General features: G+C 32.8%; 30 protein-coding genes and 6 pseudogenes. 32 read left to right on the forward strand and 4 right to left on the reverse strand.

What is annotated here, in order from left to right; all coding sequences use genetic code 11:
- The first annotated feature begins 13 nt into the window (after positions 1–13).
- From ACX9TM_RS04730 to ACX9TM_RS04755, 6 genes are all read left to right on the forward strand, one after another.
- Entirely contained in the window at positions 14–1,006 is a 993-nt protein-coding gene (locus tag ACX9TM_RS04730; protein WP_065382229.1) for an ABC transporter ATP-binding protein, read from the forward strand.
- Positions 999–1,970, forward strand: a complete 972-nt coding sequence (locus ACX9TM_RS04735) for an ABC transporter ATP-binding protein (RefSeq protein WP_000544130.1) — start codon at positions 999–1,001, stop codon at positions 1,968–1,970. The genes ACX9TM_RS04730 and ACX9TM_RS04735 overlap by 8 nt, the downstream gene beginning before the upstream one ends.
- Positions 1,971–2,571: 601 nt before the next feature.
- A complete protein-coding gene (locus ACX9TM_RS04740) occupies positions 2,572–3,192 on the forward strand; it encodes a DsbA family protein (RefSeq protein ID WP_000448622.1) in 621 nt (206 codons plus the stop codon).
- Positions 3,193–3,518: 326 nt separating this feature from the next.
- On the forward strand, positions 3,519–4,340 hold the full coding sequence (locus ACX9TM_RS04745; RefSeq protein WP_063220033.1) for an MBL fold metallo-hydrolase: 822 nt from the start codon (positions 3,519–3,521) through the stop codon (positions 4,338–4,340).
- Between the two features lie 4 nt (positions 4,341–4,344).
- A complete protein-coding gene (locus tag ACX9TM_RS04750) occupies positions 4,345–4,737 on the forward strand; it encodes a nuclear transport factor 2 family protein (RefSeq protein ID WP_001046359.1) in 393 nt (130 codons plus the stop codon).
- Between the two features lie 151 nt (positions 4,738–4,888).
- Positions 4,889–5,413: a nuclear transport factor 2 family protein gene (locus tag ACX9TM_RS04755; RefSeq protein ID WP_000764206.1), complete on the forward strand. Its 525-nt coding sequence runs from the start codon at positions 4,889–4,891 to the stop codon at positions 5,411–5,413.
- 419 nt (positions 5,414–5,832) lie between these two features.
- Here the strand turns inward: ACX9TM_RS04755 and ACX9TM_RS04760 are convergent, their stop codons facing one another.
- Both ACX9TM_RS04760 and ACX9TM_RS04765 read right to left on the reverse strand, forming a co-directional pair.
- A complete protein-coding gene (locus tag ACX9TM_RS04760) occupies positions 5,833–6,117 on the reverse strand; it encodes a hypothetical protein (protein WP_016125553.1) in 285 nt (94 codons plus the stop codon).
- Complete coding sequence (locus ACX9TM_RS04765; protein WP_001265863.1) at positions 6,117–7,211, reverse strand: response regulator aspartate phosphatase; 1,095 nt, start codon at positions 7,209–7,211, stop codon at positions 6,117–6,119. The genes ACX9TM_RS04760 and ACX9TM_RS04765 overlap by 1 nt, the downstream gene beginning before the upstream one ends.
- A 204-nt stretch (positions 7,212–7,415) precedes the next feature.
- Here ACX9TM_RS04765 and ACX9TM_RS04770 point away from each other — a divergent pair.
- Positions 7,416–7,642 (forward strand): annotated as a pseudogene (locus ACX9TM_RS04770) (hypothetical protein); the annotation flags it as partial.
- 255 nt (positions 7,643–7,897) lie between these two features.
- Positions 7,898–8,341: a DUF5065 family protein gene (locus ACX9TM_RS04775; protein ID WP_065211941.1), complete on the forward strand. Its 444-nt coding sequence runs from the start codon at positions 7,898–7,900 to the stop codon at positions 8,339–8,341.
- A 202-nt stretch (positions 8,342–8,543) separates the two neighbouring features.
- On the opposite strand, the gene ACX9TM_RS04780 is transcribed toward ACX9TM_RS04775, so the two are convergent.
- On the reverse strand, positions 8,544–8,699 hold the full coding sequence (locus ACX9TM_RS04780) for a hypothetical protein (RefSeq protein ID WP_000394762.1): 156 nt from the start codon (positions 8,697–8,699) through the stop codon (positions 8,544–8,546).
- A gap of 844 nt (positions 8,700–9,543) precedes the next feature.
- Between ACX9TM_RS04780 and ACX9TM_RS04785 the strand changes: the two are divergent.
- From ACX9TM_RS04785 to ACX9TM_RS04825, 9 genes and pseudogenes are all read left to right on the forward strand, one after another.
- Positions 9,544–9,729: pseudogene (locus ACX9TM_RS04785) on the forward strand (DUF4176 domain-containing protein); the annotation flags it as partial.
- 116 nt (positions 9,730–9,845) lie between these two features.
- Positions 9,846–10,013 carry an ornithine cyclodeaminase gene (locus ACX9TM_RS04790; protein ID WP_232481729.1) on the forward strand — a complete coding sequence of 56 codons (168 nt, stop codon included), beginning with the start codon at positions 9,846–9,848 and terminating at the stop codon, positions 10,011–10,013.
- A 132-nt stretch (positions 10,014–10,145) separates the two neighbouring features.
- Positions 10,146–10,442 (forward strand): WXG100 family type VII secretion target, encoded by a 297-nt coding sequence (locus tag ACX9TM_RS04795; RefSeq protein ID WP_000918591.1) that lies wholly within the window; start codon positions 10,146–10,148, stop codon positions 10,440–10,442.
- 158 nt (positions 10,443–10,600) lie between these two features.
- Positions 10,601–10,876 carry a TIGR04197 family type VII secretion effector gene (locus ACX9TM_RS04800; protein ID WP_000529664.1) on the forward strand — a complete coding sequence of 92 codons (276 nt, stop codon included), beginning with the start codon at positions 10,601–10,603 and terminating at the stop codon, positions 10,874–10,876.
- Between the two features lie 40 nt (positions 10,877–10,916).
- Positions 10,917–11,279 carry a DUF3958 family protein gene (locus ACX9TM_RS04805; protein ID WP_063220031.1) on the forward strand — a complete coding sequence of 121 codons (363 nt, stop codon included), beginning with the start codon at positions 10,917–10,919 and terminating at the stop codon, positions 11,277–11,279.
- On the forward strand, positions 11,276–12,565 hold the full coding sequence (locus tag ACX9TM_RS04810) for a T7SS effector LXG polymorphic toxin (RefSeq protein ID WP_063220030.1): 1,290 nt from the start codon (positions 11,276–11,278) through the stop codon (positions 12,563–12,565). Before ACX9TM_RS04805 ends, ACX9TM_RS04810 begins: the two co-directional genes overlap by 4 nt.
- Before the next feature lies 1 nt (position 12,566).
- Positions 12,567–12,758: a hypothetical protein gene (locus ACX9TM_RS04815; RefSeq protein WP_001147556.1), complete on the forward strand. Its 192-nt coding sequence runs from the start codon at positions 12,567–12,569 to the stop codon at positions 12,756–12,758.
- Between the two features lie 30 nt (positions 12,759–12,788).
- The gene (locus ACX9TM_RS04820; protein WP_001037837.1) at positions 12,789–12,977 is read left to right on the forward strand and encodes a hypothetical protein; all 189 of its coding nucleotides are present in this window, start codon (positions 12,789–12,791) and stop codon (positions 12,975–12,977) included.
- Positions 12,978–13,226, forward strand: a complete 249-nt coding sequence (locus ACX9TM_RS04825; protein WP_000771612.1) for a DUF4176 domain-containing protein — start codon at positions 12,978–12,980, stop codon at positions 13,224–13,226.
- 18 nt (positions 13,227–13,244) lie between these two features.
- Here the strand turns inward: ACX9TM_RS04825 and ACX9TM_RS04830 are convergent.
- Positions 13,245–13,508: pseudogene (locus ACX9TM_RS04830) on the reverse strand (tyrosine-type recombinase/integrase); the annotation flags it as partial.
- Between the two features lie 127 nt (positions 13,509–13,635).
- Here ACX9TM_RS04830 and ACX9TM_RS04835 point away from each other — a divergent pair.
- The 15 genes and pseudogenes from ACX9TM_RS04835 to ACX9TM_RS04905 all read left to right on the forward strand — a co-directional run bounded on the left by ACX9TM_RS04835 (position 13,636) and on the right by ACX9TM_RS04905 (position 20,170).
- Positions 13,636–14,304 (forward strand): hypothetical protein, encoded by a 669-nt coding sequence (locus ACX9TM_RS04835; protein WP_000742398.1) that lies wholly within the window; start codon positions 13,636–13,638, stop codon positions 14,302–14,304.
- Positions 14,305–14,433: 129 nt separating this feature from the next.
- Positions 14,434–14,697, forward strand: coding sequence for a DUF4176 domain-containing protein (locus ACX9TM_RS04840; RefSeq protein WP_065381990.1), 264 nt, complete (start codon positions 14,434–14,436; stop codon positions 14,695–14,697).
- A gap of 10 nt (positions 14,698–14,707) precedes the next feature.
- Positions 14,708–14,888 (forward strand): annotated as a pseudogene (locus tag ACX9TM_RS04845) (ornithine cyclodeaminase family protein); the annotation flags it as partial.
- Positions 14,889–15,023: 135 nt separating this feature from the next.
- Complete coding sequence (locus ACX9TM_RS04850; protein ID WP_000466642.1) at positions 15,024–15,332, forward strand: hypothetical protein; 309 nt, start codon at positions 15,024–15,026, stop codon at positions 15,330–15,332.
- 1 nt (position 15,333) lies between these two features.
- Positions 15,334–15,552 (forward strand): hypothetical protein, encoded by a 219-nt coding sequence (locus tag ACX9TM_RS04855; RefSeq protein WP_000856858.1) that lies wholly within the window; start codon positions 15,334–15,336, stop codon positions 15,550–15,552.
- A 275-nt stretch (positions 15,553–15,827) separates the two neighbouring features.
- A complete protein-coding gene (locus tag ACX9TM_RS04860; RefSeq protein ID WP_065211937.1) occupies positions 15,828–16,091 on the forward strand; it encodes a hypothetical protein in 264 nt (87 codons plus the stop codon).
- 14 nt (positions 16,092–16,105) lie between these two features.
- Positions 16,106–16,315 carry a hypothetical protein gene (locus ACX9TM_RS04865; RefSeq protein WP_001036924.1) on the forward strand — a complete coding sequence of 70 codons (210 nt, stop codon included), beginning with the start codon at positions 16,106–16,108 and terminating at the stop codon, positions 16,313–16,315.
- Position 16,316: 1 nt separating this feature from the next.
- Positions 16,317–16,580, forward strand: a complete 264-nt coding sequence (locus tag ACX9TM_RS04870) for a DUF4176 domain-containing protein (protein WP_001988756.1) — start codon at positions 16,317–16,319, stop codon at positions 16,578–16,580.
- Positions 16,581–16,660: 80 nt separating this feature from the next.
- Positions 16,661–17,098 carry a hypothetical protein gene (locus tag ACX9TM_RS04875; RefSeq protein ID WP_013141783.1) on the forward strand — a complete coding sequence of 146 codons (438 nt, stop codon included), beginning with the start codon at positions 16,661–16,663 and terminating at the stop codon, positions 17,096–17,098.
- A 151-nt stretch (positions 17,099–17,249) separates the two neighbouring features.
- Positions 17,250–17,417 (forward strand): hypothetical protein, encoded by a 168-nt coding sequence (locus ACX9TM_RS04880; RefSeq protein ID WP_000490949.1) that lies wholly within the window; start codon positions 17,250–17,252, stop codon positions 17,415–17,417.
- A gap of 201 nt (positions 17,418–17,618) precedes the next feature.
- Entirely contained in the window at positions 17,619–18,191 is a 573-nt protein-coding gene (locus ACX9TM_RS04885; RefSeq protein ID WP_000707085.1) for an imm11 family protein, read from the forward strand.
- A 140-nt stretch (positions 18,192–18,331) separates the two neighbouring features.
- Positions 18,332–18,784, forward strand: coding sequence for a YrhA family protein (locus tag ACX9TM_RS04890; protein WP_065381991.1), 453 nt, complete (start codon positions 18,332–18,334; stop codon positions 18,782–18,784).
- 20 nt (positions 18,785–18,804) lie between these two features.
- A pseudogene (locus tag ACX9TM_RS04895) lies at positions 18,805–19,250 on the forward strand (SMI1/KNR4 family protein).
- Between the two features lie 426 nt (positions 19,251–19,676).
- A pseudogene (locus ACX9TM_RS04900) lies at positions 19,677–19,766 on the forward strand (HNH/endonuclease VII fold putative polymorphic toxin); the annotation flags it as partial.
- A gap of 11 nt (positions 19,767–19,777) precedes the next feature.
- Entirely contained in the window at positions 19,778–20,170 is a 393-nt protein-coding gene (locus tag ACX9TM_RS04905; RefSeq protein WP_065381992.1) for an immunity 50 family protein, read from the forward strand.
- Positions 20,171–20,206: the final 36 nt, after the last annotated feature.

Raw genomic sequence — 20,206 nt, forward strand, 5'->3', positions numbered from 1 at the left:
AGGAGTGAGAAGCGTGTCTGAAAAACTACTAGAAGTGAAAAATTTAAAGACTTCTTTTTTCATAGAAAGTGGCGAAGTTGAAGCGGTTCGCGGCGTTACATTTCGCTTAAATAAAGGAGAAGTAGTCGGTATCGTTGGGGAATCTGGAAGCGGAAAGAGTGTAATGGCGAAGTCTGTTATGTCTCTCGTTACGTCACCAGGAAAAGTGAAAGAAGGGGAAATCCTTTTTCATAATGAAAACATACTTTCTAAATCTGAAAAAGAATTACGTTCTATTAGAGGAAATCAAATTTCACTTATCTCTCAAGACCCAATGTCAGCGCTAAATCCGGTCGTGAAAATTGGGAAACAAATGATGGAAGTAATTATACGTCATCAAAAAGTGAAAAAGAAAGAAGCAGAGCAGATCGCGATTAACTTGTTAAGACAAGTCGGCCTTTCGTCGCCAGAAGAAAGGGTAAAACAATATCCGCATGAACTAAGCGGCGGTATGAAGCAGCGAGTTATGATCGCAATGGCGATGTCTTGCAACCCTGACCTTCTTATTGCGGACGAGCCGACGACTGCACTTGATGTAACGATACAAGCACAAATACTAGATTTAATGAAAAACTTAAAGAACGAAACGAATATGGCGTTACTTCTTATTACGCATGACTTAGGAATCGTCGCGCAAAACTGTACGCGCGTTATCGTTATGTACGGCGGGCTTATTATGGAAGAAGGACCTGTACTTGATATTTTCCAATCGCCGAATCATCCATATACGAAAGGGCTATTAAACTCTTTGCCAAAAATAGCGAACGGCGTAAAAGAAAGACTCGCTCCTATTCAAGGTGTAACGCCAAACTTATTAAACCCGCCACAAGGTTGCCCATTCGCAGAGCGTTGCCCGCATGCGATGGACATTTGTGAAAAAGAACGTCCGCCATATTTTGAAATTGGAGACGGAAGGCGTTCCATGTGCTGGTTAAATGATAGGGCGGTAGGTGATTCCCATGCATGAAGAAAACTTAATTGAAGTTCGGAACTTAAAAAAGTATTTTCCTATTAAAAAAGGACTATTCGGTAGAAAAACAGAGCAATTAAAAGCAGTCGATGACTTAAGCTTCACTATTAAAAAGGGTGAAACATTCGGGTTAGTAGGAGAATCTGGCTGCGGAAAATCAACGACAGGAAGAAGTATCATTCGCTTACACGATGTCACTTCAGGTAACGTTTTATTTGACGGAAAAGATATCGCAAGTTTAAAGGAAAGTGAACTAAAAGAATATCGAAAAAGAATGCAAATCATTTTCCAAGATCCATACGCATCATTAAACCCGGCAATGAACGTATTCCAAATTATTAGTGAGCCAATGAACATTCATGGATCTTATGAAAAAGAAGAACAAAAAGAAATCATATTAGACCTGCTTAAAAAGGTAGGCTTAAAAGAAGAACATTTATATCGCTACCCGCACGAATTTAGCGGGGGCCAGCGCCAGCGCATTAGCATCGCGCGCGCACTATCTGTAAAACCAGACTTTATCCTATGTGACGAACCAATCTCAGCACTCGATGTCTCAGTCCAAGCACAAGTCGTAAACATGCTGCAAGACATCCAAGAAGAAACAGGCGTCACATACTTATTCATCGCACATGACCTATCGATGGTAAGGCACATATCAGACCGCATCGGAGTCATGTACTTAGGAAACATAGTAGAAATTGCCGACAGCGAAGACCTATACACAAAACCGGCACATCCATACACACAAGCACTACTCTCATCCATGCCAGAACCAGATCCAACAAACATAGGAAAAGAACGGATCATCCTAGAGGGAGAAGTACCAAGCCCACTAAACTCACCATCCGGCTGCAAATTTAGAACGCGATGCAAATTCGCCACTGAAAAATGCGCGCAGGAAGTACCGAAGATGGTTGAGATTGCGAAGGGGCATCAGGTGGCTTGTCATTTGTTTTAGAGGGAGAGCACTAGGGGGACCTGGTGCTTTTTTTTTGCGTTGGGGTGTGGGATTGGTTGTTAGTTTAGGAGATAACGCGCTCGAAATTTGTCGGTAAATCGATATGTTGTGTCGAAACGTTGATATATTCGGAGTTACGATCGATATAATTGAATAATCGTTGATATATTTTTGTAAAGAGTGGGATTAGTTGTAGATTAATGTAGAAATTTAATGTTTTCGAAAAAAAGAATTGACTTCTATATTAGTTGTAACTAAAATAGTTACATAAAGATGTAATCAATTTAGTTACAACTAATATCTGCTAAAAATATGATTTATATATTTAATTAAGGATGGTGGTCCATACGTTGCCACCCGGTGTAGAAAGTTACTAACACATTCAAATCGATGCATATTCTAAGCTTTAGTATTTTCTGTTACGGGGCAATAAGGTGAAACGTTATCTTTTGTTAAAAACCTTGGTGGATCTTTCTTTGGAAATATTAGTTTTGGGGAAATATAGTAAGGTATCTAAAAAAGAATAAGGTATAAAAAGATGTACTTATATAAACCAAAAATTTAGTTGAGCTGGATAATAAAAAAAAGGTAGGAGATTTAAATGGAGACGAAACAAGATAATCTTATTTACGTATGGGATGCATATTGTGGATGGTGCTATGGTTTTTCAGAAAGTATTAAAGGATTTTACAAAAACCACACTGAAGTACCATTAACGGTTTTATGTGGAGGGTTATTTTTAGATAATTTACCAATGAAAAACTTTTCATATATAGAAGAAGGAAATAAAAGAATTAATCAACTTACAGGTGCTGAATTTGGTCCTTCCTATCAAAAATTGGTGGAGGAAGGGACTTTTAAAATGAATTCGAAAGATGCTGCAATTGGTTTTTCAGCTTTACGCTCATTAGCGCCAGACCGTTTATTAGAATTCACTTCGGCTATGCAAAAAGCGTTTTATTATGAGGGCCAAAGTCTGAGTGATCCAGAAACATATCGCAAAATTGCAATCGAGCATGGTTTGGACCCTGAACAAGTATTAGAACGTTTAAACGCTCAAGAAACAATAATAGATGTCCAAAATGATTTCAATAAAGTTCGACAGCTTGGTGTTAATAGCTATCCTTCATTACTTTTACAAAAGGATAATCAAATTATTCCTATTGGTGGTGGCGTAATGACGCCGGATAAAATTGAAGCGCGTTTTAAAAATTTATATTAAGAAAATTTAGGATATAGTAGCAAACATGTTATCTTAAGCTACCTGACATTTATCTCCGGAATATTCGCCAGTACTATTACACTTTCAGATAAATGGGAGTGGGAGATTTTATCCCGCTTTAACGGGCAGTAAGACCCCCACCTCAAAATTCAGTGGAAGCAAAGAAGTTAGGTGGGGGATCAACTGTCCGTAAAAGTCCGATTGGTGTGGGCTAATAATCAGTGGGGGATGAACAAAACCCCCACTGATTAAAGTTTCACTTTATCGGAACAAGATAAAAATATGATAATTAGTTCATAACTTTAACAAAAGGAGAATAACATACTATGTTTACAACAATCGATACAAATCAAAAAGATGTGAAATTAACGGTGTTTAGTTCGGACGAAAAAAGCTTTATGGTCACAGCAACATTAGTTGAGAAAGCAGGACATGCATTTTTAATAAACTCAAAATTTACTCAGTCTGATTCGAAAGAAATTGTTGAGTATCTGAAAAAAAATAACTTATCTTTAGATAAAATCTTTATTATTCATGGGGATCCAGACTACTACTTTGGATTAGAGAGCATTAAAGCCGTTTACCCAGAAGCTATAGCGTATGCAACAGAGTCTACTGTTGAACATATCGTTCATTCTGTCTTAGGGAAATTAAAAGTTTGGAAAGACGCCCTTGGAGAAAATGCACCAAGTAACGTGGTATTACCTCAAGTATTTAAAGAAAAAGTGATTGATTTTCAGGGGTTAACATTTGAACTAGTAGGCTTAGATCATTACAGAACTAGCCTATTTAATAAAGAACTAAAAGTATTAATTGGTGGTATCGATGTATTTAACGAAATACATGTATTCTTAGCGGATACTAGCTCAAAAGCGGCGATGGAGGCATGGATTGAGAACTTGAAAGTATTACAAGCATTACATGCTGACATAATTGTACCTAGCCATGGATCAATCGAAAAATCCCTAAATAATCAAGCACTTACTGCGACAATGGATTATCTAAGAACTGCGGTTCAAGCTTCTGAGGAAAGTGGAACTTCAAAAGATTTTGTGGCAAAACTTGAAGCAGCATATCCAGACTATGCAAATAAAGGTGTATTAGAATTAAGTGCAAAAGTTGTAACAAAAGAAATGCCTTGGGGTTAATGATATGAATAAATATCAAAAACTATTACATGAAACGTATGTGTTAACTGGCGAAGGGAAATTGGATGCGTTCAAAACGTATTTAAGTGAAAATGTATCTTGGACAGAAGCTGCTGGGTTTCCATATGCAGGTACTTATATAGGTCCAGATGAAGTAGTGAAAAACGTACATGAACGTCTTGGCACAGAATGGGATGACTATAGCGCTAAAGATGAAATTTATGCTTTTAATAACAATACTGTTATCGTGTATGGAAAATATAGTGGGACATATAAAGCTACAGGGAAATCGTTCATAGCAGATTTTTGTCACCTTTATAAGTTTGATGAGAACGATAAGGTTAAGAAGTTTATTCAAATTGTGGACAGTGCAACTGTTAATGAGGTATTAAGTTAGAATGAATCGTTTCTAATATGCCTTGTATAGGGGGAGGTTAGGATAAATGAAATTTCTAACATTACCCCTGACATTACATTTTGGGGAAGGTTTCTCCTTCTTTAAGCTTTTTATAGAAGAAAACTTATTTAAGTAGAAGAGGTAGGTATATATGAAATTAGAGAAAAGTTTAATCATAACAATTATTTCTGTATTTATTTTAGGAGTAGTTTCGACTTTGGTATATCAAGCTTCCGCTGGTAATAACAAAGGGAACTCAATTAAGAGCGAAAATGTCGCTTCTGCATCAAAAGAAGTAAAAGAAAATGAAAAGAATAAAAAGATGGTAGTTGATTTCTATAATGAAGTTTTTAACAAACATAATATCGATATTATCCCTAAATATGTTAGCGAAGATTATAAGCAACATAATCCTTTTGTTGCTGATGGACGAAAAGCCTTCATGGATTTCTTTAAGGAGGATTTTGTTAAAAATCCTAATTCCTCTGCAGAGATTAAACGTGTAGTAGCTGAAGGGGATACAGTTGCTCTTCATGTACATTCTCGTACTAATTCTCAAGATAAGGGAGTTGCTATAGTGGATATATTTCGTATCAAGGATGGAAAGATTGTCGAACACTGGGATGTAATTCAAGAGATTCCAAGTGAAGCAGCTAATGATAATACGATGTTTTAGATAGAAGATATATTTAATAGTTGTTTAATTGATAGTGCTTTGTAGAATTTAGATAAGTAAAGGAGATGTCCTAGTACCATGCCTGGGACATCTCCTTTTTGTTTTAACGATATTTAATTTATTGTTATTTGTATTTTTTATGTACTACTATTCAAGTACATATCATTTCAGGCGGTTTTCTTTTATCCCGCATTAACGGGCAGTAAGATCCCCACCTCAAAATTCAGCGAAAGCAAAGAAATTAGGTGGGGGCGGGCTGCCCGTAAAAGCCCAATTGGTGAGGGCAAAGTTTCACTTTATGCTTCTATACCTTTTCCCTCTTCTACACTAGCAAAAGCAAATCAGATAAAAATGTAGAGCTTAAGTAACTAAAATAAAGAAAAAGCCATACAAGTAGTATGACTTTCTTTGCGGAACAATTAAGCTTGTGGTGTAGGCGGTCTTCCATGATCGTAAGTAGGTGCACCAGTATCACCATCAGCTATACCCAAAGGCTCCCCGTGTGTGTAAGATGAAGACCACCCTTCTCCATGTGTATATTCTGGAGAAGTACCGATATGCCCATCACTAAATGCTAAATCAGGTCTTTGTGGTGCAGGTGTGTCACCTTTGTTTAATGCCGAAAATTCTAAGTTGTTACTTATACCAAAAGTCATAATTCCAGCTAACGTTAAACCTGCTATTGTTAATCCAAACTTTTTCATTACTTTAACGCCCCTTTAGCTAATAGTTTTTTCTTTGCTTCATTACTCATATAAAAATATTTACTAGCCTTCACATGATGTTCCTCTGCATAAAATTTATTCGCTAATCGTTCTGCATATTCTTCAATGCAATCCCATAACTCTTCTTTTTTAAAGTATGAAACTCCTGCTAATACAACAGCTTCTAATTCTGTAGTGTTAGACGTGTTGTTCAATTTTTCTAAGATTTTAAAGCGATATTGATATTCTTTATTTGCTAATTCATTGCAAATGTTTAAGCCCTTTTCGATGAGTTGAGATGCTACTGCCGTTTCGCCTAATTTTAAATTTTCATCTGCTTGTAAATATAGGGCTTTAAAGTGATTTGGTATATTTTCTGTAACCTCTGATAAGTGACGAATTGCTAAAGAGGATAGATTTTGATTTGCATATAATAGTCCGATGTTATTTCTAACACGTAGTAACAATGTTCTTTCATTTTTACTTTTTAGAATATCTATGGCAGTGTTAAAACTTTCTTCGGCTTGTTCAAATTGCCTTAAATCTATACAAGCTAATCCAAAAACATTGTCACATAATGCTACATTAATTTTATAGCCTGTGTGTTTAGAGAAAATATCTTTAGCTATTCGTATGTAATCAATAGCTAAAAGCGGTTTATAGATTTGATAATAAAATGAAGCTAAACGGTAATTAAATTCAGCTTCTTCTACTTCATTCATTGCGTACATTAAAAGTTTTTTCGCCTTCTCAAAATATTCTTTTGCTTCATTATAGTCTGCAAGAATTGTGCTGTGAATAGCTTTGAAGAAGTGATAATAATAGGATAAAAAACTACTATCAGGTATATCAAAGGAGTTAATTTCATTAAAGCTATCTTTTGTAATGTTAAGTCCATCGGTTAGTACTTTATATCTAAAGTCTAATAATGAATAGTATAATAATAAATTTTTATCTTCTTTTATACTGGAAAGCTTATCTTCAACTTCTTGTTTTAAGTTTGTTGCTTGTACATTTTGATGTTGTAGTATAGCTTGATACCAGTCATTAAATAATTTTGAAATCTGTTCATTCCCCTTCACTGGAACACGCATATAATCCCTTCCTTTTCTGAATAGTCTTACATTAAATAATAGCAAGTATAGAATATAATGGAAATTGAAATTTGTTATTTCTCAACATTTGTTTAACAATTTTATTTTCAATTATATAAATAATCGTATTCATTCTAACTGTTTAGTAAATTCAAATATTTGGTACAGTGAAATAATTCTACACGGTACAATTTTTTTATAAATGCTATGAATGCCGTTAAAGAAAAAGCAAAGAAAGACTTCCAAGATGATTACATGACACAGAATTACGTAGCAGATGAACCATCTAAGGTATTTGATTATATAAATGGTATTGAACTCAAATCTCAGGAAGAACTAAACGTTATGAAGAAAGTGATCAACGACTTCCCTAATGACTTCATGACTACTGAATATGTTTATAACAGATAAAAGCTATGAACAAGCAGTAATAAGATATTATGCTTTTCATTTTTTCGCAAACAAAATATGGATAAATACGTTAAAACAATATTCGGATGGGAGTCCAATACATATTATTAAAATTAAAGTGGTTCAAGTCGGAGAAAGGCCCCTTTTGGTGTCTTTCTTTTGTATTTATAACTTTTTTTAGAAAATATTTGAAATATTATACAGTGAATTATATTATTATGTATGTATGATTTCTGGTTTTAAAAATTACAAAAATTAATAGGGGGGAAACAATAATGAAGTTAGGAAAATTAGCATTAATTGGGGTGTTAACTTTTAGCGGTTTTACTGCAATAGAAATGAGTAAGCCTACCTCACAAGCAGCTGCAGCTTACTCAGATCCACTTAATGATGATTGGGGATTTAAAACCATTGTGGATTTACAAAATTCAGAGGAAAGTACATATCAACCAGATTGGAAGATTGGGAATTTAATAACTGGTGATACATTTTACTTAGCACAGCACTTTGGTAGAGAACATTTTGGTGCGCAAATGAAAATTTTTAAAATCCACACAAATGGTACCCTAGAACGATTCCAAACAATAGAACCAGAATTTATTCCTGGAACAGAAATTTGGCAAACCCCTATCACAGATAGCTATACAAGTGGTACTTATGTAGCTGTAATTAAATATCGTGGTGAATTCACGTATTCAAATCAATTTACAATCAATTAGGGATGTAATAAATTGAAAAAAGACTCACTTGGGTTTCTTTTCTTCTGTACATTATATCTATTACGTGCTCATTGATTTTTTATGTACGTTTGATATAATTACTGTAGTAGTATTACAGTAATAGCTTGTGTATATAATAAAAGAAGAGATGCGCTAACATCTCTTCTAATAACTGCTACCGTCAGGGTGGTGGTTATATCATTTATTTTTTACGAAACCCACCCTTTTGCTTTGGACGGCGACGAGGAGTGGGTTTTTTGTTATCTTTTTCTAAAATTTGTTTCCTAAAAACATACGCAGAAACTTCACGTACAATGGCTTTCACAAATTCTTTTAAAAGCTCAAACAAAAACTCCATAGGTATATCACCCCCTTTCCTTCCAAATGGAAAGAAGGGATAACCAATCACCCTCACAATATACAGTTAATCCTATTCTATCATACTAGTACAATCTCACCGATATAAAAAAGGACCACCATTACTGGCAGTCCTTTTTTGGTAGTTTTAGAAATTAAATTATAACATATTAATATACAAATTAAAAATATACCTTTACAAAAGATACTATAAGTTTTTTATAATTCTTGATTTCTCAATTTTCATTGCATAATGAATTTTTCTATGGGGTATTAACAACTAACATTAAAATTATCAATTCACTAGATTATTAGAAAAAACTGGTTATCTATATAATTATTTGGTAAAATATAGATATAATTTAAGAGGGTAAAGTTAATATAGATCAACTAAGTAATGCTAAGAAAATGTTTTATTGCATAAAAAAAGGCTCCATTGCTGGAGCACTCAAAATAAACAAACGAATTAAAACAAGAAACAGACAATTTAACTATATAGATAAAACATAAATAAATCTATATATATGTAAATATGCATATAAAAACTCTATTTATTGATGCTATAATAGGTTTACTCGATGATTGTTATATTTTTTTTATGGTTTTTAAGCAATAAATACCTTCTTAACACCAAGTGTACAAGTAAAAGAAGACATCTTAAGCGATGTCTTCTTTTCTTATATAATAACAACACAATAAAATTAAGGTGGTTCAAGTCGGAGGAAGGCGCCTTTGGGTGTCTTTTCTTTGTCGAATTTGCCTAATAGGGGCAGCACCACATTGCCATCAAGTTAAAAATTTTTTTCACCCAAAACAAAAAAACGAGCTGAATTCACATAAATAACTATGGAAGAAAACAAAAACTTGGGATTAAAGAACTTGTGATGTATGACTATATTGGCTGTTTTTATTCAGAAGGATATATTAATCCTGAGTATACATTTGTATTTAATCATGAGGATATCGAAGAAATTATATTTGTAGGTTTTATAGATGAGGAAGAAGAGGCATTTGTAGGATTGCTTAATTGAATAGAATCTAGAAACAGGTGATCTTCAAATTCCGATAAAACTAGCAATCTCCACGCCGAACTTGGACAAATCCTAAGCGGGGGAAAAACGGACGCGAAAATGATGAAGAGATTACTATTTTTAAATCAGTTGGTTTGGCTGTAGTAGATATTATCGTTGCGAATTATTTGTATGAGAAAGTAGTGGAGTGCGGGATAGAATTGAGTTTTGAGGGACTGCCTTTTGGTGGTCTTTTTCGCATGAAATCTTGTAAAGCAAGAAAAATTAGGATATTTAATGATTAGAATTGAATATTCATATTCTAATATTCAATAGAAAGATAAAATGTTTTAAAGTTCAGAATAATAGATTATAATATGTTTAGTAAAATTAACCAATATATATTTTGCTCATTATGTATTAAAGGGGAAATGAAAATGGCTGGACAAATTCGTATGTCACCAGAGGAGCTTAAATCGAAAGCGGCTCGATATGGACAAGGTGCAAATCAAATTGAGGACATTTTAAGTCAACTACAAAACTTGCAAAATGAATTAAGAGGAGAATGGGAAGGACGTGCTTTTGAAGGTTTTGACCAACAGTTCAATCAATTAAAGCCAAAGGTACAAAACTTTGCACAGCTATTACAAGAAATTAATATGCAGCTTAATAAAACTGCAGAGGCTGTTGCTTCTCATGATGAAGAATTATCACGTAATTTCGGTTTGAAATAAAAATTGTCATACTCTATATAACAAGCATTTCAAATGAGCCATACAGCTTATATTGTATGGCTCATTTGATTGCATGCCTAGCGAGCGATTGATAGGGATATATATTTAATGAGATTTCTTTGATGCGTTTGGAAAACTTATAGAAAGGGTTTGAAAGAATGGGACAATTTCAAAGTAATTTACAAACAGCAACGCAAATTGCTACGAAAATGGGATCAGCCTCTGATAGGATTCAAAGTGCAACCAGTCGTTCTATAACAAAGGCGGCGCGTACAACGTTGTCTGTTAATTTCAAATCACAAGAAGCGAATCAGCAAGTTTTAGACTTGACGAAACAATTTTCCGCTGCCTTCCAGCAAGCGGTTGATAATATACATTCGGTAGCTAAAGAATTTGAGAGAATGGATAACGAACTTCACAATACTTTTCGCTGATGTGACAACCTACGTAAAGTAAAATAGTAGGAGGAAAAAGATGGGTCGAGATATTGAAAATAAAATTAAAGAGTTAAATCTAAAGTTACGAAATGTATTTGAAGAACAGGACCGAAATCAATCTGCGATTCAAGCTCAAGAACAAGCGGAAGCAGATTTTTATGAATGTAGAAGTCGAAATCGTCGTTTGTTTGATCGAATTTTAGGAACTTGGCATGGTGATAGAGAAATGTCCCAATTTTTTATGAATACGTATCAAGATGCACAACATATTGAACGAAAAGTCACATTTGAATTGGAAAACAAAAAAGAAACGTTGCTTAAAGAAAGACGAGACCTTAATGATTTAGAAAACGCCCTTTCCTATCAACAACAACAATTAGCAAGGGAGGTCAATGCATGAGTTTAAATATGTATTTGGGAGAGGTACGAAGTCAAACTCAAAGTATGAATGCTGTATGTACGGCCACCATTCAAGGTATGGAACAAGCAATTCAGTCGATTGATGCTTTTGCAACTGATACTGTGTTACAGGGGCAAACATATAGCAGTGCAAAAGCATTTTTTGTACAAACCTTTCGACCTTTGGCACAAGGAATCATTTATTTGTGTGAAGAATTAATCCGTCAGAATGATGCTTTTCCAAGTCAATTTCAATCACAAGTCGCTTCCACAGATGTAATTGAACAAGAGATATTAGAACAAATTCGGGAAATTGACCGAATGAAAACAAGTATGGAAGCTGTCAATCAGGCTATGCCAATGCCGGGTATGGATGCCATGGTAAATCTTTTTATTGTTATGAGGCAAAAACTGCAAGAAAAGCTGGATCATTTGTATCAATTCAATCAGAACTCTAGTAATAATTATAGTACAGCACTTCAATTAGCAACTAGTATTGCTGCAGGTCTTGCGGAAGTTCAAAGTGGGAAGGGATTTAGTGTTGTCAGCGGTACATTTAGTACGCAAGTATTGAACATGGGATGGACAACATCTATTCAAAAAATTACAGAAAAGAGAACTCATGAAGCTGATAAAATAGCACAGGCAGGAACTAAAAAAGATGATAAGGATAACATTAAATATTTTACAGGTAAAGCAGAATGGAAAGATGGAGATCGTGTTGGAGGAGTTTTAGAAGGTTCTGTGATTGATGGTAAGGAGCCTCTTGGTAATAACAGCGAGTGGAACATGAAAGCTTTATCTGGAAAAATAGATGTAAATGTGCCTTTTTCTTTTGATGCTGCTAAAGATGATTTAATGGCTGGAAATATTATTGGAGCAAAAATAGAGGGATCTGCTTTAGAAAACTCCTTTAAAATAAAAAAAATAAAGGTTCCAATTACTACTTTTATTGGGCCCATTGGACCTATTAGGTTTACTCCGCAAGAGTTAACCATTACTCAAAAGTTTGGCGAAGCAAACTTTACAACAGGTGTGGATCAATATACATTAAAAATTGCATCGGAACTTACTGCTAACAAATATGAAGCAGAGTTAAATCTTTTTCATATCCCAGATTTCGTTCCATTTATAGGAGACCATGATGTAATAGCAAAAGGGGAATTAGGATTAGGTACATTCGGTTATAAAGTAAAGCTTGGAGCTGAAACCGGGGGATACTTCGGGGAAGAGTTTGGCCTTGGAGGATTTATCAAATTTGAAAAACCAAAGAAAGAGGAAAGCTGATATGCAAGCATTTAAAGTTGGAAAATTAGTCACATTCGTTGCAATTATAATACTTCTTGTAGTTGCTATTTTATCTCCTTACAGTTTATTTAAAAAGATTTATTTTATTATTGGGGTTCTTATTATTGGTGCAATTTCACTTGGTGCAAATAAATTTTTTGAACTGGTACACAGTAAATTTAACAAGAAATGATATTACCTATGTGATAGGGGAATTCAAAATATGAATAAATTGTTAAGGATTCTTACCATTGTTGGGGTACTTATTCCCCTTGTAGTAATATGGAATTTACCTGAAGCTTCTTCAAAAGAAAAAATCCTTTTTACAGTCATTCAATTATCTATTGGATTTGCTTTTATAATTATTTTAGAATTTATATTCAGATATAAAAAGAAAAAGGAGAGCAAATAAATGAAACTATTACCTATTGGCTCAGTTGTTAAACTAGAAGGTGTAGAACCAATCATTATGATTATCGGAAGAATGGTTATTTCAGCAGATAAACGTGATTTTGACTATGTAGGTGTTCCTTATCCAGTTGGTTATTTAGGTGATGAAAAAGTATTATGCTTTAATTGCGATAAGATTGTAGAAGAATTACACAGAGGTTACATGACTGAAAATGAATTGATATTACGTGAGAAATTGTTGGAAATATAGTTTTTTATTACAATTGAATTAAATACAAAATGTATTTAGTACATTATCTTTCTCTTCTTTATTGATTCCGATATAAGTCAATGTGATTTGCGGTGTACTGTGATTAAGTATTTCTTGCAACATAGCAACATCTTTTGTTTGTTTATAGAACCAATAGCCGAAGGTTTTGCGCATGGTGTGGGTCCCAATAGATTCTACACTGGCAAAATCTCCGGCTTTTTGCAATTTTCGATAAGCCTAGATCTTATTAATGGATTGATCTTCTTTTCGAGAAGGGAATAATATTTCAAAGAAGGTGTAAAATGGGATGCTGATTTAGATGGTGATGGTGAAGATGATAGTATTAAGGATATGGTGAAAACGAGCGCGAAAAAAACTTGGTCAACAGTAGCAGGGTGGTTTAATTAACATGAAAAAAAATACAGATTTTAATAAAAAAGTTTTTGAATATTATATGGCTCTTTATGCTGTAAATGATATAAGATCGACTATAATTACTCTTGTGATTGGGATAGCAGATATATTTGTGCTTTTACCTGCTTTTGCGAATCCTGTTCAACCGATATATATGTACATAATAGTTCCACCAGTTGCTTTTTTAAATGTATGGGCAATATGGATTGTTATAAATCCTAGGAAGCGGCAATTACAATACACTCTATTTCGTGGGGTATTTGGCATCGTATGTTCAGTAGGATTATTAGTTATAACCCAAAAGTTTGCATATGGAATGTTAGGATTACAAACTCCCATCTATTTTATTTTTTCGGTTGGTTTGTATATTTTTGCTTTGAATTATTATTATAAAAATCATATTAAAAAACTTCAGGAACCAATCAAAAAATCAAAATCATCGAAAAAAAACTCTGGTTTCGGAGTAGTGGCGTTTATAGGATTGGGTCAACTCGTTGCTAATATCAGTCTTGGTTTTGCAACACAAAAGATGGTAGCAATTGTATTAATGTGTGTATACTCCATGCTTTCGTTTATTTTGTTTCATTTCATTATGGAACTCCATAGGTACTATTATTTAAGGAAGCATATAGAAGATGGGGGTAGAACACATGAAACCTTTTAAAGAGTCTGTATTGAATATTAAGTATATAATCGCAGTTCTCTTATAGTCAGTAAAGACTACGGAAAAGAAAAGGGAGAAGCAACATCATGAATATAGAATTACATTTAGATAAAGGAAGGATGGAGAGTTATGCCATTTTCTAAAGAAAAGTTTTTACCAAATGGTTCTATTGTTCTATTAAAAGGTGGGACGAAGAAAATTGTGATTTATGGAAGAAAACAAAAACTTATGGTTAAAGAACCTGTGATGTATGGTTATATTGGCTGTTTTTATCCAGAAGGATACATTAATCCTGAGTATACATTTGTATTTAATCATGAGGATATCGAAGAAATTATATTTGTAGGTTTTATAGATGAGGAAGAAGAGACATTTGTAGGATTGCTTAATTGAATATGATCTAGAAACAGATGATCTTCAAATTCCGATAAAACTAGTAATCTCCACGCCGAACTTGAACAAATCTTAAGCGGTGGAAAAACTGACGCGAAAATGATGAAGAGATTACTATTTTCAAATCAGTTGGTTTGGCAGTAGTAGATATTATCGCTGCGAAGTATTTGTATGAGAAAGCGGTGGAGTGAGGGATGGTGAATAGGATTGAGTTTTGAGACTGCCTTTTGGTGGTCTTTTTTGCATAAAATCTTGTAAAGCAAGTAAAAGTAGAATATTCAATAGAAAGATAAAGTGTTTAAAAGTTCGGAATAATATATTACAATGTGTTTGGTGAAATTAACCAATATATATTTTGCTCATTAGAAGTTATAGCAGGTATTGACGATTACTCCTTAAAAGCAGCATCGGAAGCTTCTACACTTAAGTATGAAGTAGAAGTAAGTATGCTACATTTTCCAGATTTGTTGCCAATTATTGGAGATACAGACCTGAAAATTAAAGGTGATTTGGGATTGGGCGCAATAGGTTTGAAAGGTAGCGTTGGAAAAGAAACTGGTATAACAGTTCCTGTTTTAGAGGGGGTTACTGTGGGAAGTAGTTTTAAATTTGAAAAACATGAGGAGAAAAAATGATATGAAAACACCATCGTATAAACCATTATATATTTTAGTTTATGTCGTAATATCCGTATCTATTATAGGGTTAATGATTACTCCATTCAACAATTGGTGGGAAAAATTATTAGGAACTATCGTTCTCATCATTTTGGGAGCAGGTTTAATATGTTTTTTAAAATTCGGACGGTGGGCGCAAGAGAAATTTTATGATAAATTTACAAAAAAACGGGATTAATATAAGACTGGAGTAATTAAGGTATGCGTACAATAAATAGAATTCTGAATTTTACTGTATGTATTATGTTTATGTTGTTAATTGGGCTTCTTCTACTATACGGTTAGAAGATAAACTTTTACTTATAGGTTTGCTGCTAATTTGCAATGTTATTGCATACTTTACAGTAGAGTATATCTATAAACGTATAGACAATAAGAAAAAACAGTAGATTTATAATTCGAAAAATTCATTTAATATTTAGGGGGTAAAAGTATCAATGAAACTATTACCAAATGGTTAGTTTTACAGTAGCTCAAGCTGGAATAGAACAAGAGGATATTGTTTTTGGAGCTGAAGCTACTCTGGTAAAATATGAGAGTGCTATAAAAATTCCTATTCCATTTATGGATAAAAAGTTACAAACTGGGGGATCAGCATCGCTTGGAATACTCGGGGGATCTTTTGAAGCTGGAAAAAATGGATTCAAATTCCATGCACCATTTGGTCCTGATGGAGGTTTATGGGGATTTGGTTTAGAAGTTAATGTTAAGGAATAAAGGAGATAAGTAGTATGAATAAAAAAGTGAAACAATTTAAATATTTTATGATTATATTAGCTTGTATTGCAATTTTTGGTACAATTTTACCTAATGCATTGGATCCAAATGAAACATTAGCAGGTAACATTTCGGTTGCAGTTTTTGGTACAATTGGTACTTGTTTGTTGTTTTCTATCACTTATTTCCTTATAAAAAAGGCTATTTTAAGAAGGGGAAACTAAGATGGTACAAAATTTAGAATTAGAACTACTTCCAATAGGTTCGGTTGTGAAATTTAAAACATGGGAGCAACCTTTGATGATATATGGTAGAAAACAGGAAGATTCAAAAACTAAGGAAACTTGGGATTATGTGGCTTGTTATTATCCTATTGGAAATGTTTCAACTGAATATAATATGTTTTTTAACCATGAATACATATCAGAAGTTATTTTTACTGGTTACATAAATGAGGATGAAATTAAGTTGCGTGAAGATTCGAAATAATAATTCGGAATTTATAACTATAATAAAAATATATATCTTAATGGATATAATTTTTTATTATAGTTATTTTTATAAGTTTAATGGTGAAAATTTTATTGGGAGTAGAAGGGGTAATGATAGTGAAAATTTTTGAAAATACAATTTTATTTGTTTTGTGTTTAGTAATTCTTAGTGGTTGTTTTACAAGAGAGGGAACTATTGTGGGTGGTAAAGTTCATGGTTCTTCAGATAGTGTATCAGGTAGTATATCTGGAGATTATAGAAAATTTACTGGATCTGCAACTCAAGATAGGAAAGTTAAAAAAGGTGAGAATTGGATTTTTTCTTTTGATGATAAAACTAAACAAGGAACTATAATTGCTTATGTTGTGGATTCAAATGATAATACAATACTAGAGTTTAATAGTGGCGAAGGCGAAAAAAATATTAAAGTGCCTAAGGATGATACATATAAGGTTAAAATTAAAACGGAAGAACATGGTGGGGAATTTCGAATATCATGGAAAAAAGAAAAATAGTTTTTGGATTGAAAAAGGCATCTAAAGAATACAATGTATTTTTTAATCATAATTAAATCGATAGTTTATTTTTTAAAGGTTTTGAAACAGTTGAAGAGCTAGAGTTAAGAAATAAACTCGCGAAATTTTAATGAAAAGGTAGATTAATTATATGTTTTCAGGATTTCAATGGTTTCCTAAAAAATGGGGAAAAAGAAAAGTTTCAGAAAAGTTTCATCAATCAAAGTTTGCTGATGAAGGTAAAGGTATTTTGATTACTATTTATGCTATAGATTTGTATTTTATATCTATTCCTTTAAAGGTAAAAAAATATAATTAGTTTTAATCATACATATATTCTTTATTTGAAGGTTGAGGTAGAACACAGGAAACCTTTTAAAGAGTCTGTATTGAATATTAAGTATATAATCGCGGTTCTCCTATAGTCAGTAAAGACTATGGAAAAGAGAGAAGCAACATCATGAATATAGAATTACATTTAGATAAAGGAAGGATAGAAAAATAACAAAGGAGAGTAAAAATGAAGATTTGGGAATTAAAGAGTTCATTTGATGACTATGAATCCTTTCAACTATTGAACTTAGAAGAAGATTCTAAAAAGTATTTTGAAGGGAAAATTGACTCGGCAGTAAAAGCATCTGATTCATGGGGAGAAATACGTATTAAATGTGTAGAAGAAGGAAATCAAAGTGATTTGCCTCATTTTTGGGGAGAAGTTGGTACGCCAATGGTTAGTGGGAAAGCTAAAAAATTTTTAGAGTCTATACTTGGTGATAATGTAGAATTTCTTCCCCTAATTCATGATGTGACGGGAGAAGTGTATTATATAATTAACGTTTTAAATGCACTAGATGCTATTAACTATGAGAAAGCTATACTAAAGAAACTACGTTCTGGCTTAGTAATAGATTTCAAAAAATACGCATTCTTACCTAATATGGTTAAGAACCAAACAATATTTAAAGTTTACTTAAATGAAATATTACATATTCCTTCCGTTTTTGTATCAGATGAATTTAGAAATACAGTGTTAGAAAGTGATTTAAAAGGTTTTGAATTTATCGAGGTATGGGATTCAGAAGCAAACATGTAAAAGAAAGTCCTAAAATAATTGATAGGAGTTAGTGACATGGATGTAAAGGATTTAAAAATTCTAAGAATGTTAAACAATTATGAGGGAAATGAAAAAGAAATTTTTGAACTGATTCAAGCTGAAGCAATGGTGAAATTTATATGTGGAAAAATATGATTTTGGAAATTGGAGATATATTGAAAAGTGTTAATTATAAGCTGAATACACCCGCAACGGATACTGAAGTTCAAAGATTAAGAGAACATGTAAAAGAGAAATTTAATGTTGATTTACCGAGGGAATACGAAGAGTTTCTTAAAAATGTAAATGGTTTAGACTTTGATGGACTGGTACTTTACGGAGTTGATTCTTCTTTACTAGAAACAAAAAAAGATGAACATATTTGCGGCCTTATAGACACGAATAAGATTTGGTATGAAAATGAATTTCAAAAAGAGTATCTTTTCTTTGGCGATTCAAATATTGCGTGGTTTTGTAAGAGCTTATCAGACGGTACTTATTTAGAACTTGATAAACCATCAGGTACGGTAATGAACACATATAATGATTTTAATACAATGCTTGAGGAAGCGTTAAAAATAACCCTTCTTTAATAGGGGGGGTATTAAAAATTATGTTTAATTTTTTAAAAGAATATGTTGTAGCAGACAGAAGTGTCCGTTCTAAACAAAAACCTATTTTCTATCCTATATATCAAGATGAGATAGATGAGGCAGAAAGCTTATTACAAATGGAACTTCCAAAAGAACTGAAACGCTTTTATCAAGAAATAGGTTGTGGTTTTTTAAGTCTGATACAAGAACGTTTTTCAACAGATTTATGGACCCGATTTCAGTTGCAGATTTCCGTTTAAGGCAAGATATTTATGAATATAATCCAAACCTAGATGATGATTCATTAGTGTTTTTTGAAGTAACAGAACTTAACTTTTTAACAATTAAATTTAAAGAGGAAAATGAATTAGGTCAATGTCCTACTTACTCTGAAGATGAGAAAATAGCGGATTCTTTAGAAGAATTTTTAATTAAAATGGATGAAAATCCTGACTATTATATTTAATAGATATCAATTCTCTTTTTTAGAGTGGTGCATTATTGGTTCATTATTTTAAGAAATGTTTTCTAGCTTATGTGATTGCGAAGACAAATAATAATTAATTATGAGTAACAAAAGTAAGACTTATGTGAATTACGCATAAGTCTTTTTAATATTATCTCAAAGTTAAGAAGATTGAGGGGGGAAATTCTCATGAATCTAGGGGAGCTAGTTTAAAAGAAATTAAAAGACAATTAAATATATCTAGATTTCAACACCCGATTAGTCAAAAGATGGTACCATTAACAGATAGTAATGGTAAAAGGATATTAAATGATAATAAACAGCCTATTATGACTCGAGAATTTACATATGAAGTAAAAGGTCAATCAAGATCATTCAGAGGGTCATAAGTTTGGAGAAGGTGGAGTTGGAGATCATCCACCGCATCATAATGTAAGACCTGAATACAATACAAGAACAGGACAGGTAGATGGTATGGAGGATCATTATTATTTTGAGAAGAGAAATAATAAATAGGGAGTATAAAAATGATTGATCAATTTAAATTTTTAAATCCACAAGCGTTAATTAGTATTTTTGGGAAAATACCAAAGTTGAAAGAATCAGAGTTATTAGAGGTGCGTCTTAAAAGAGATGGTCCGACTTTAGTTATTCAATTGATGACAAAGGAAAATGTTGAAAACAAGCCAAAGCGATGGAATAAGTGGGATGTAATTTATGTAGAGATATCTTTCTTTACTATTCATAATTTAACAATAAAAGGTTTAGGGACAGAAAATATAATTGATTATTTTGAAATAAATACGATAGAAGAAGAGGGTTTATTAAAAATTAAGTGTAAGAATCAAATGTTAGTTGAGTGCTCGTTTGAATGGGCAAAGGTAGAAGGGGTAACCCCAGGTTTAATAGGATTACCATAATTTTGATGGGAAGTAGATAGTTAATTTTTATAATAT

Source organism: Bacillus sp. LH1, assembly GCF_057924895.1.

Coding starts and splice junctions, on each gene's coding strand:
- ACX9TM_RS04825 (WP_000771612.1), top strand. CDS start 12,978: ATGAAACTATTACCTATTGGCTCAGTTGTTAAACTAGAAGGTGTAGAA.
- ACX9TM_RS04745 (WP_063220033.1), top strand. CDS start 3,519: ATGTTTACAACAATCGATACAAATCAAAAAGATGTGAAATTAACGGTG.
- ACX9TM_RS04860 (WP_065211937.1), top strand. CDS start 15,828: ATGGTTAGTTTTACAGTAGCTCAAGCTGGAATAGAACAAGAGGATATT.
- ACX9TM_RS04740 (WP_000448622.1), top strand. CDS start 2,572: ATGGAGACGAAACAAGATAATCTTATTTACGTATGGGATGCATATTGT.
- ACX9TM_RS04835 (WP_000742398.1), top strand. CDS start 13,636: ATGAAAAAAAATACAGATTTTAATAAAAAAGTTTTTGAATATTATATG.
- ACX9TM_RS04815 (WP_001147556.1), top strand. CDS start 12,567: ATGCAAGCATTTAAAGTTGGAAAATTAGTCACATTCGTTGCAATTATA.
- ACX9TM_RS04865 (WP_001036924.1), top strand. CDS start 16,106: ATGAATAAAAAAGTGAAACAATTTAAATATTTTATGATTATATTAGCT.
- ACX9TM_RS04810 (WP_063220030.1), top strand. CDS start 11,276: ATGAGTTTAAATATGTATTTGGGAGAGGTACGAAGTCAAACTCAAAGT.
- ACX9TM_RS04800 (WP_000529664.1), top strand. CDS start 10,601: ATGGGACAATTTCAAAGTAATTTACAAACAGCAACGCAAATTGCTACG.
- ACX9TM_RS04820 (WP_001037837.1), top strand. CDS start 12,789: ATGAATAAATTGTTAAGGATTCTTACCATTGTTGGGGTACTTATTCCC.
- ACX9TM_RS04735 (WP_000544130.1), top strand. CDS start 999: ATGCATGAAGAAAACTTAATTGAAGTTCGGAACTTAAAAAAGTATTTT.
- ACX9TM_RS04760 (WP_016125553.1), bottom strand. CDS start 6,117: ATGAAAAAGTTTGGATTAACAATAGCAGGTTTAACGTTAGCTGGAATT.
- ACX9TM_RS04840 (WP_065381990.1), top strand. CDS start 14,434: ATGCCATTTTCTAAAGAAAAGTTTTTACCAAATGGTTCTATTGTTCTA.
- ACX9TM_RS04795 (WP_000918591.1), top strand. CDS start 10,146: ATGGCTGGACAAATTCGTATGTCACCAGAGGAGCTTAAATCGAAAGCG.
- ACX9TM_RS04890 (WP_065381991.1), top strand. CDS start 18,332: ATGTGGAAAAATATGATTTTGGAAATTGGAGATATATTGAAAAGTGTT.
- ACX9TM_RS04750 (WP_001046359.1), top strand. CDS start 4,345: ATGAATAAATATCAAAAACTATTACATGAAACGTATGTGTTAACTGGC.
- ACX9TM_RS04870 (WP_001988756.1), top strand. CDS start 16,317: ATGGTACAAAATTTAGAATTAGAACTACTTCCAATAGGTTCGGTTGTG.
- ACX9TM_RS04755 (WP_000764206.1), top strand. CDS start 4,889: ATGAAATTAGAGAAAAGTTTAATCATAACAATTATTTCTGTATTTATT.
- ACX9TM_RS04805 (WP_063220031.1), top strand. CDS start 10,917: ATGGGTCGAGATATTGAAAATAAAATTAAAGAGTTAAATCTAAAGTTA.
- ACX9TM_RS04880 (WP_000490949.1), top strand. CDS start 17,250: ATGTTTTCAGGATTTCAATGGTTTCCTAAAAAATGGGGAAAAAGAAAA.
- ACX9TM_RS04905 (WP_065381992.1), top strand. CDS start 19,778: ATGATTGATCAATTTAAATTTTTAAATCCACAAGCGTTAATTAGTATT.
- ACX9TM_RS04875 (WP_013141783.1), top strand. CDS start 16,661: ATGGTGAAAATTTTATTGGGAGTAGAAGGGGTAATGATAGTGAAAATT.
- ACX9TM_RS04885 (WP_000707085.1), top strand. CDS start 17,619: ATGAAGATTTGGGAATTAAAGAGTTCATTTGATGACTATGAATCCTTT.
- ACX9TM_RS04765 (WP_001265863.1), bottom strand. CDS start 7,211: ATGCGTGTTCCAGTGAAGGGGAATGAACAGATTTCAAAATTATTTAAT.
- ACX9TM_RS04855 (WP_000856858.1), top strand. CDS start 15,334: ATGAAAACACCATCGTATAAACCATTATATATTTTAGTTTATGTCGTA.
- ACX9TM_RS04775 (WP_065211941.1), top strand. CDS start 7,898: ATGAAGTTAGGAAAATTAGCATTAATTGGGGTGTTAACTTTTAGCGGT.
- ACX9TM_RS04780 (WP_000394762.1), bottom strand. CDS start 8,699: ATGGAGTTTTTGTTTGAGCTTTTAAAAGAATTTGTGAAAGCCATTGTA.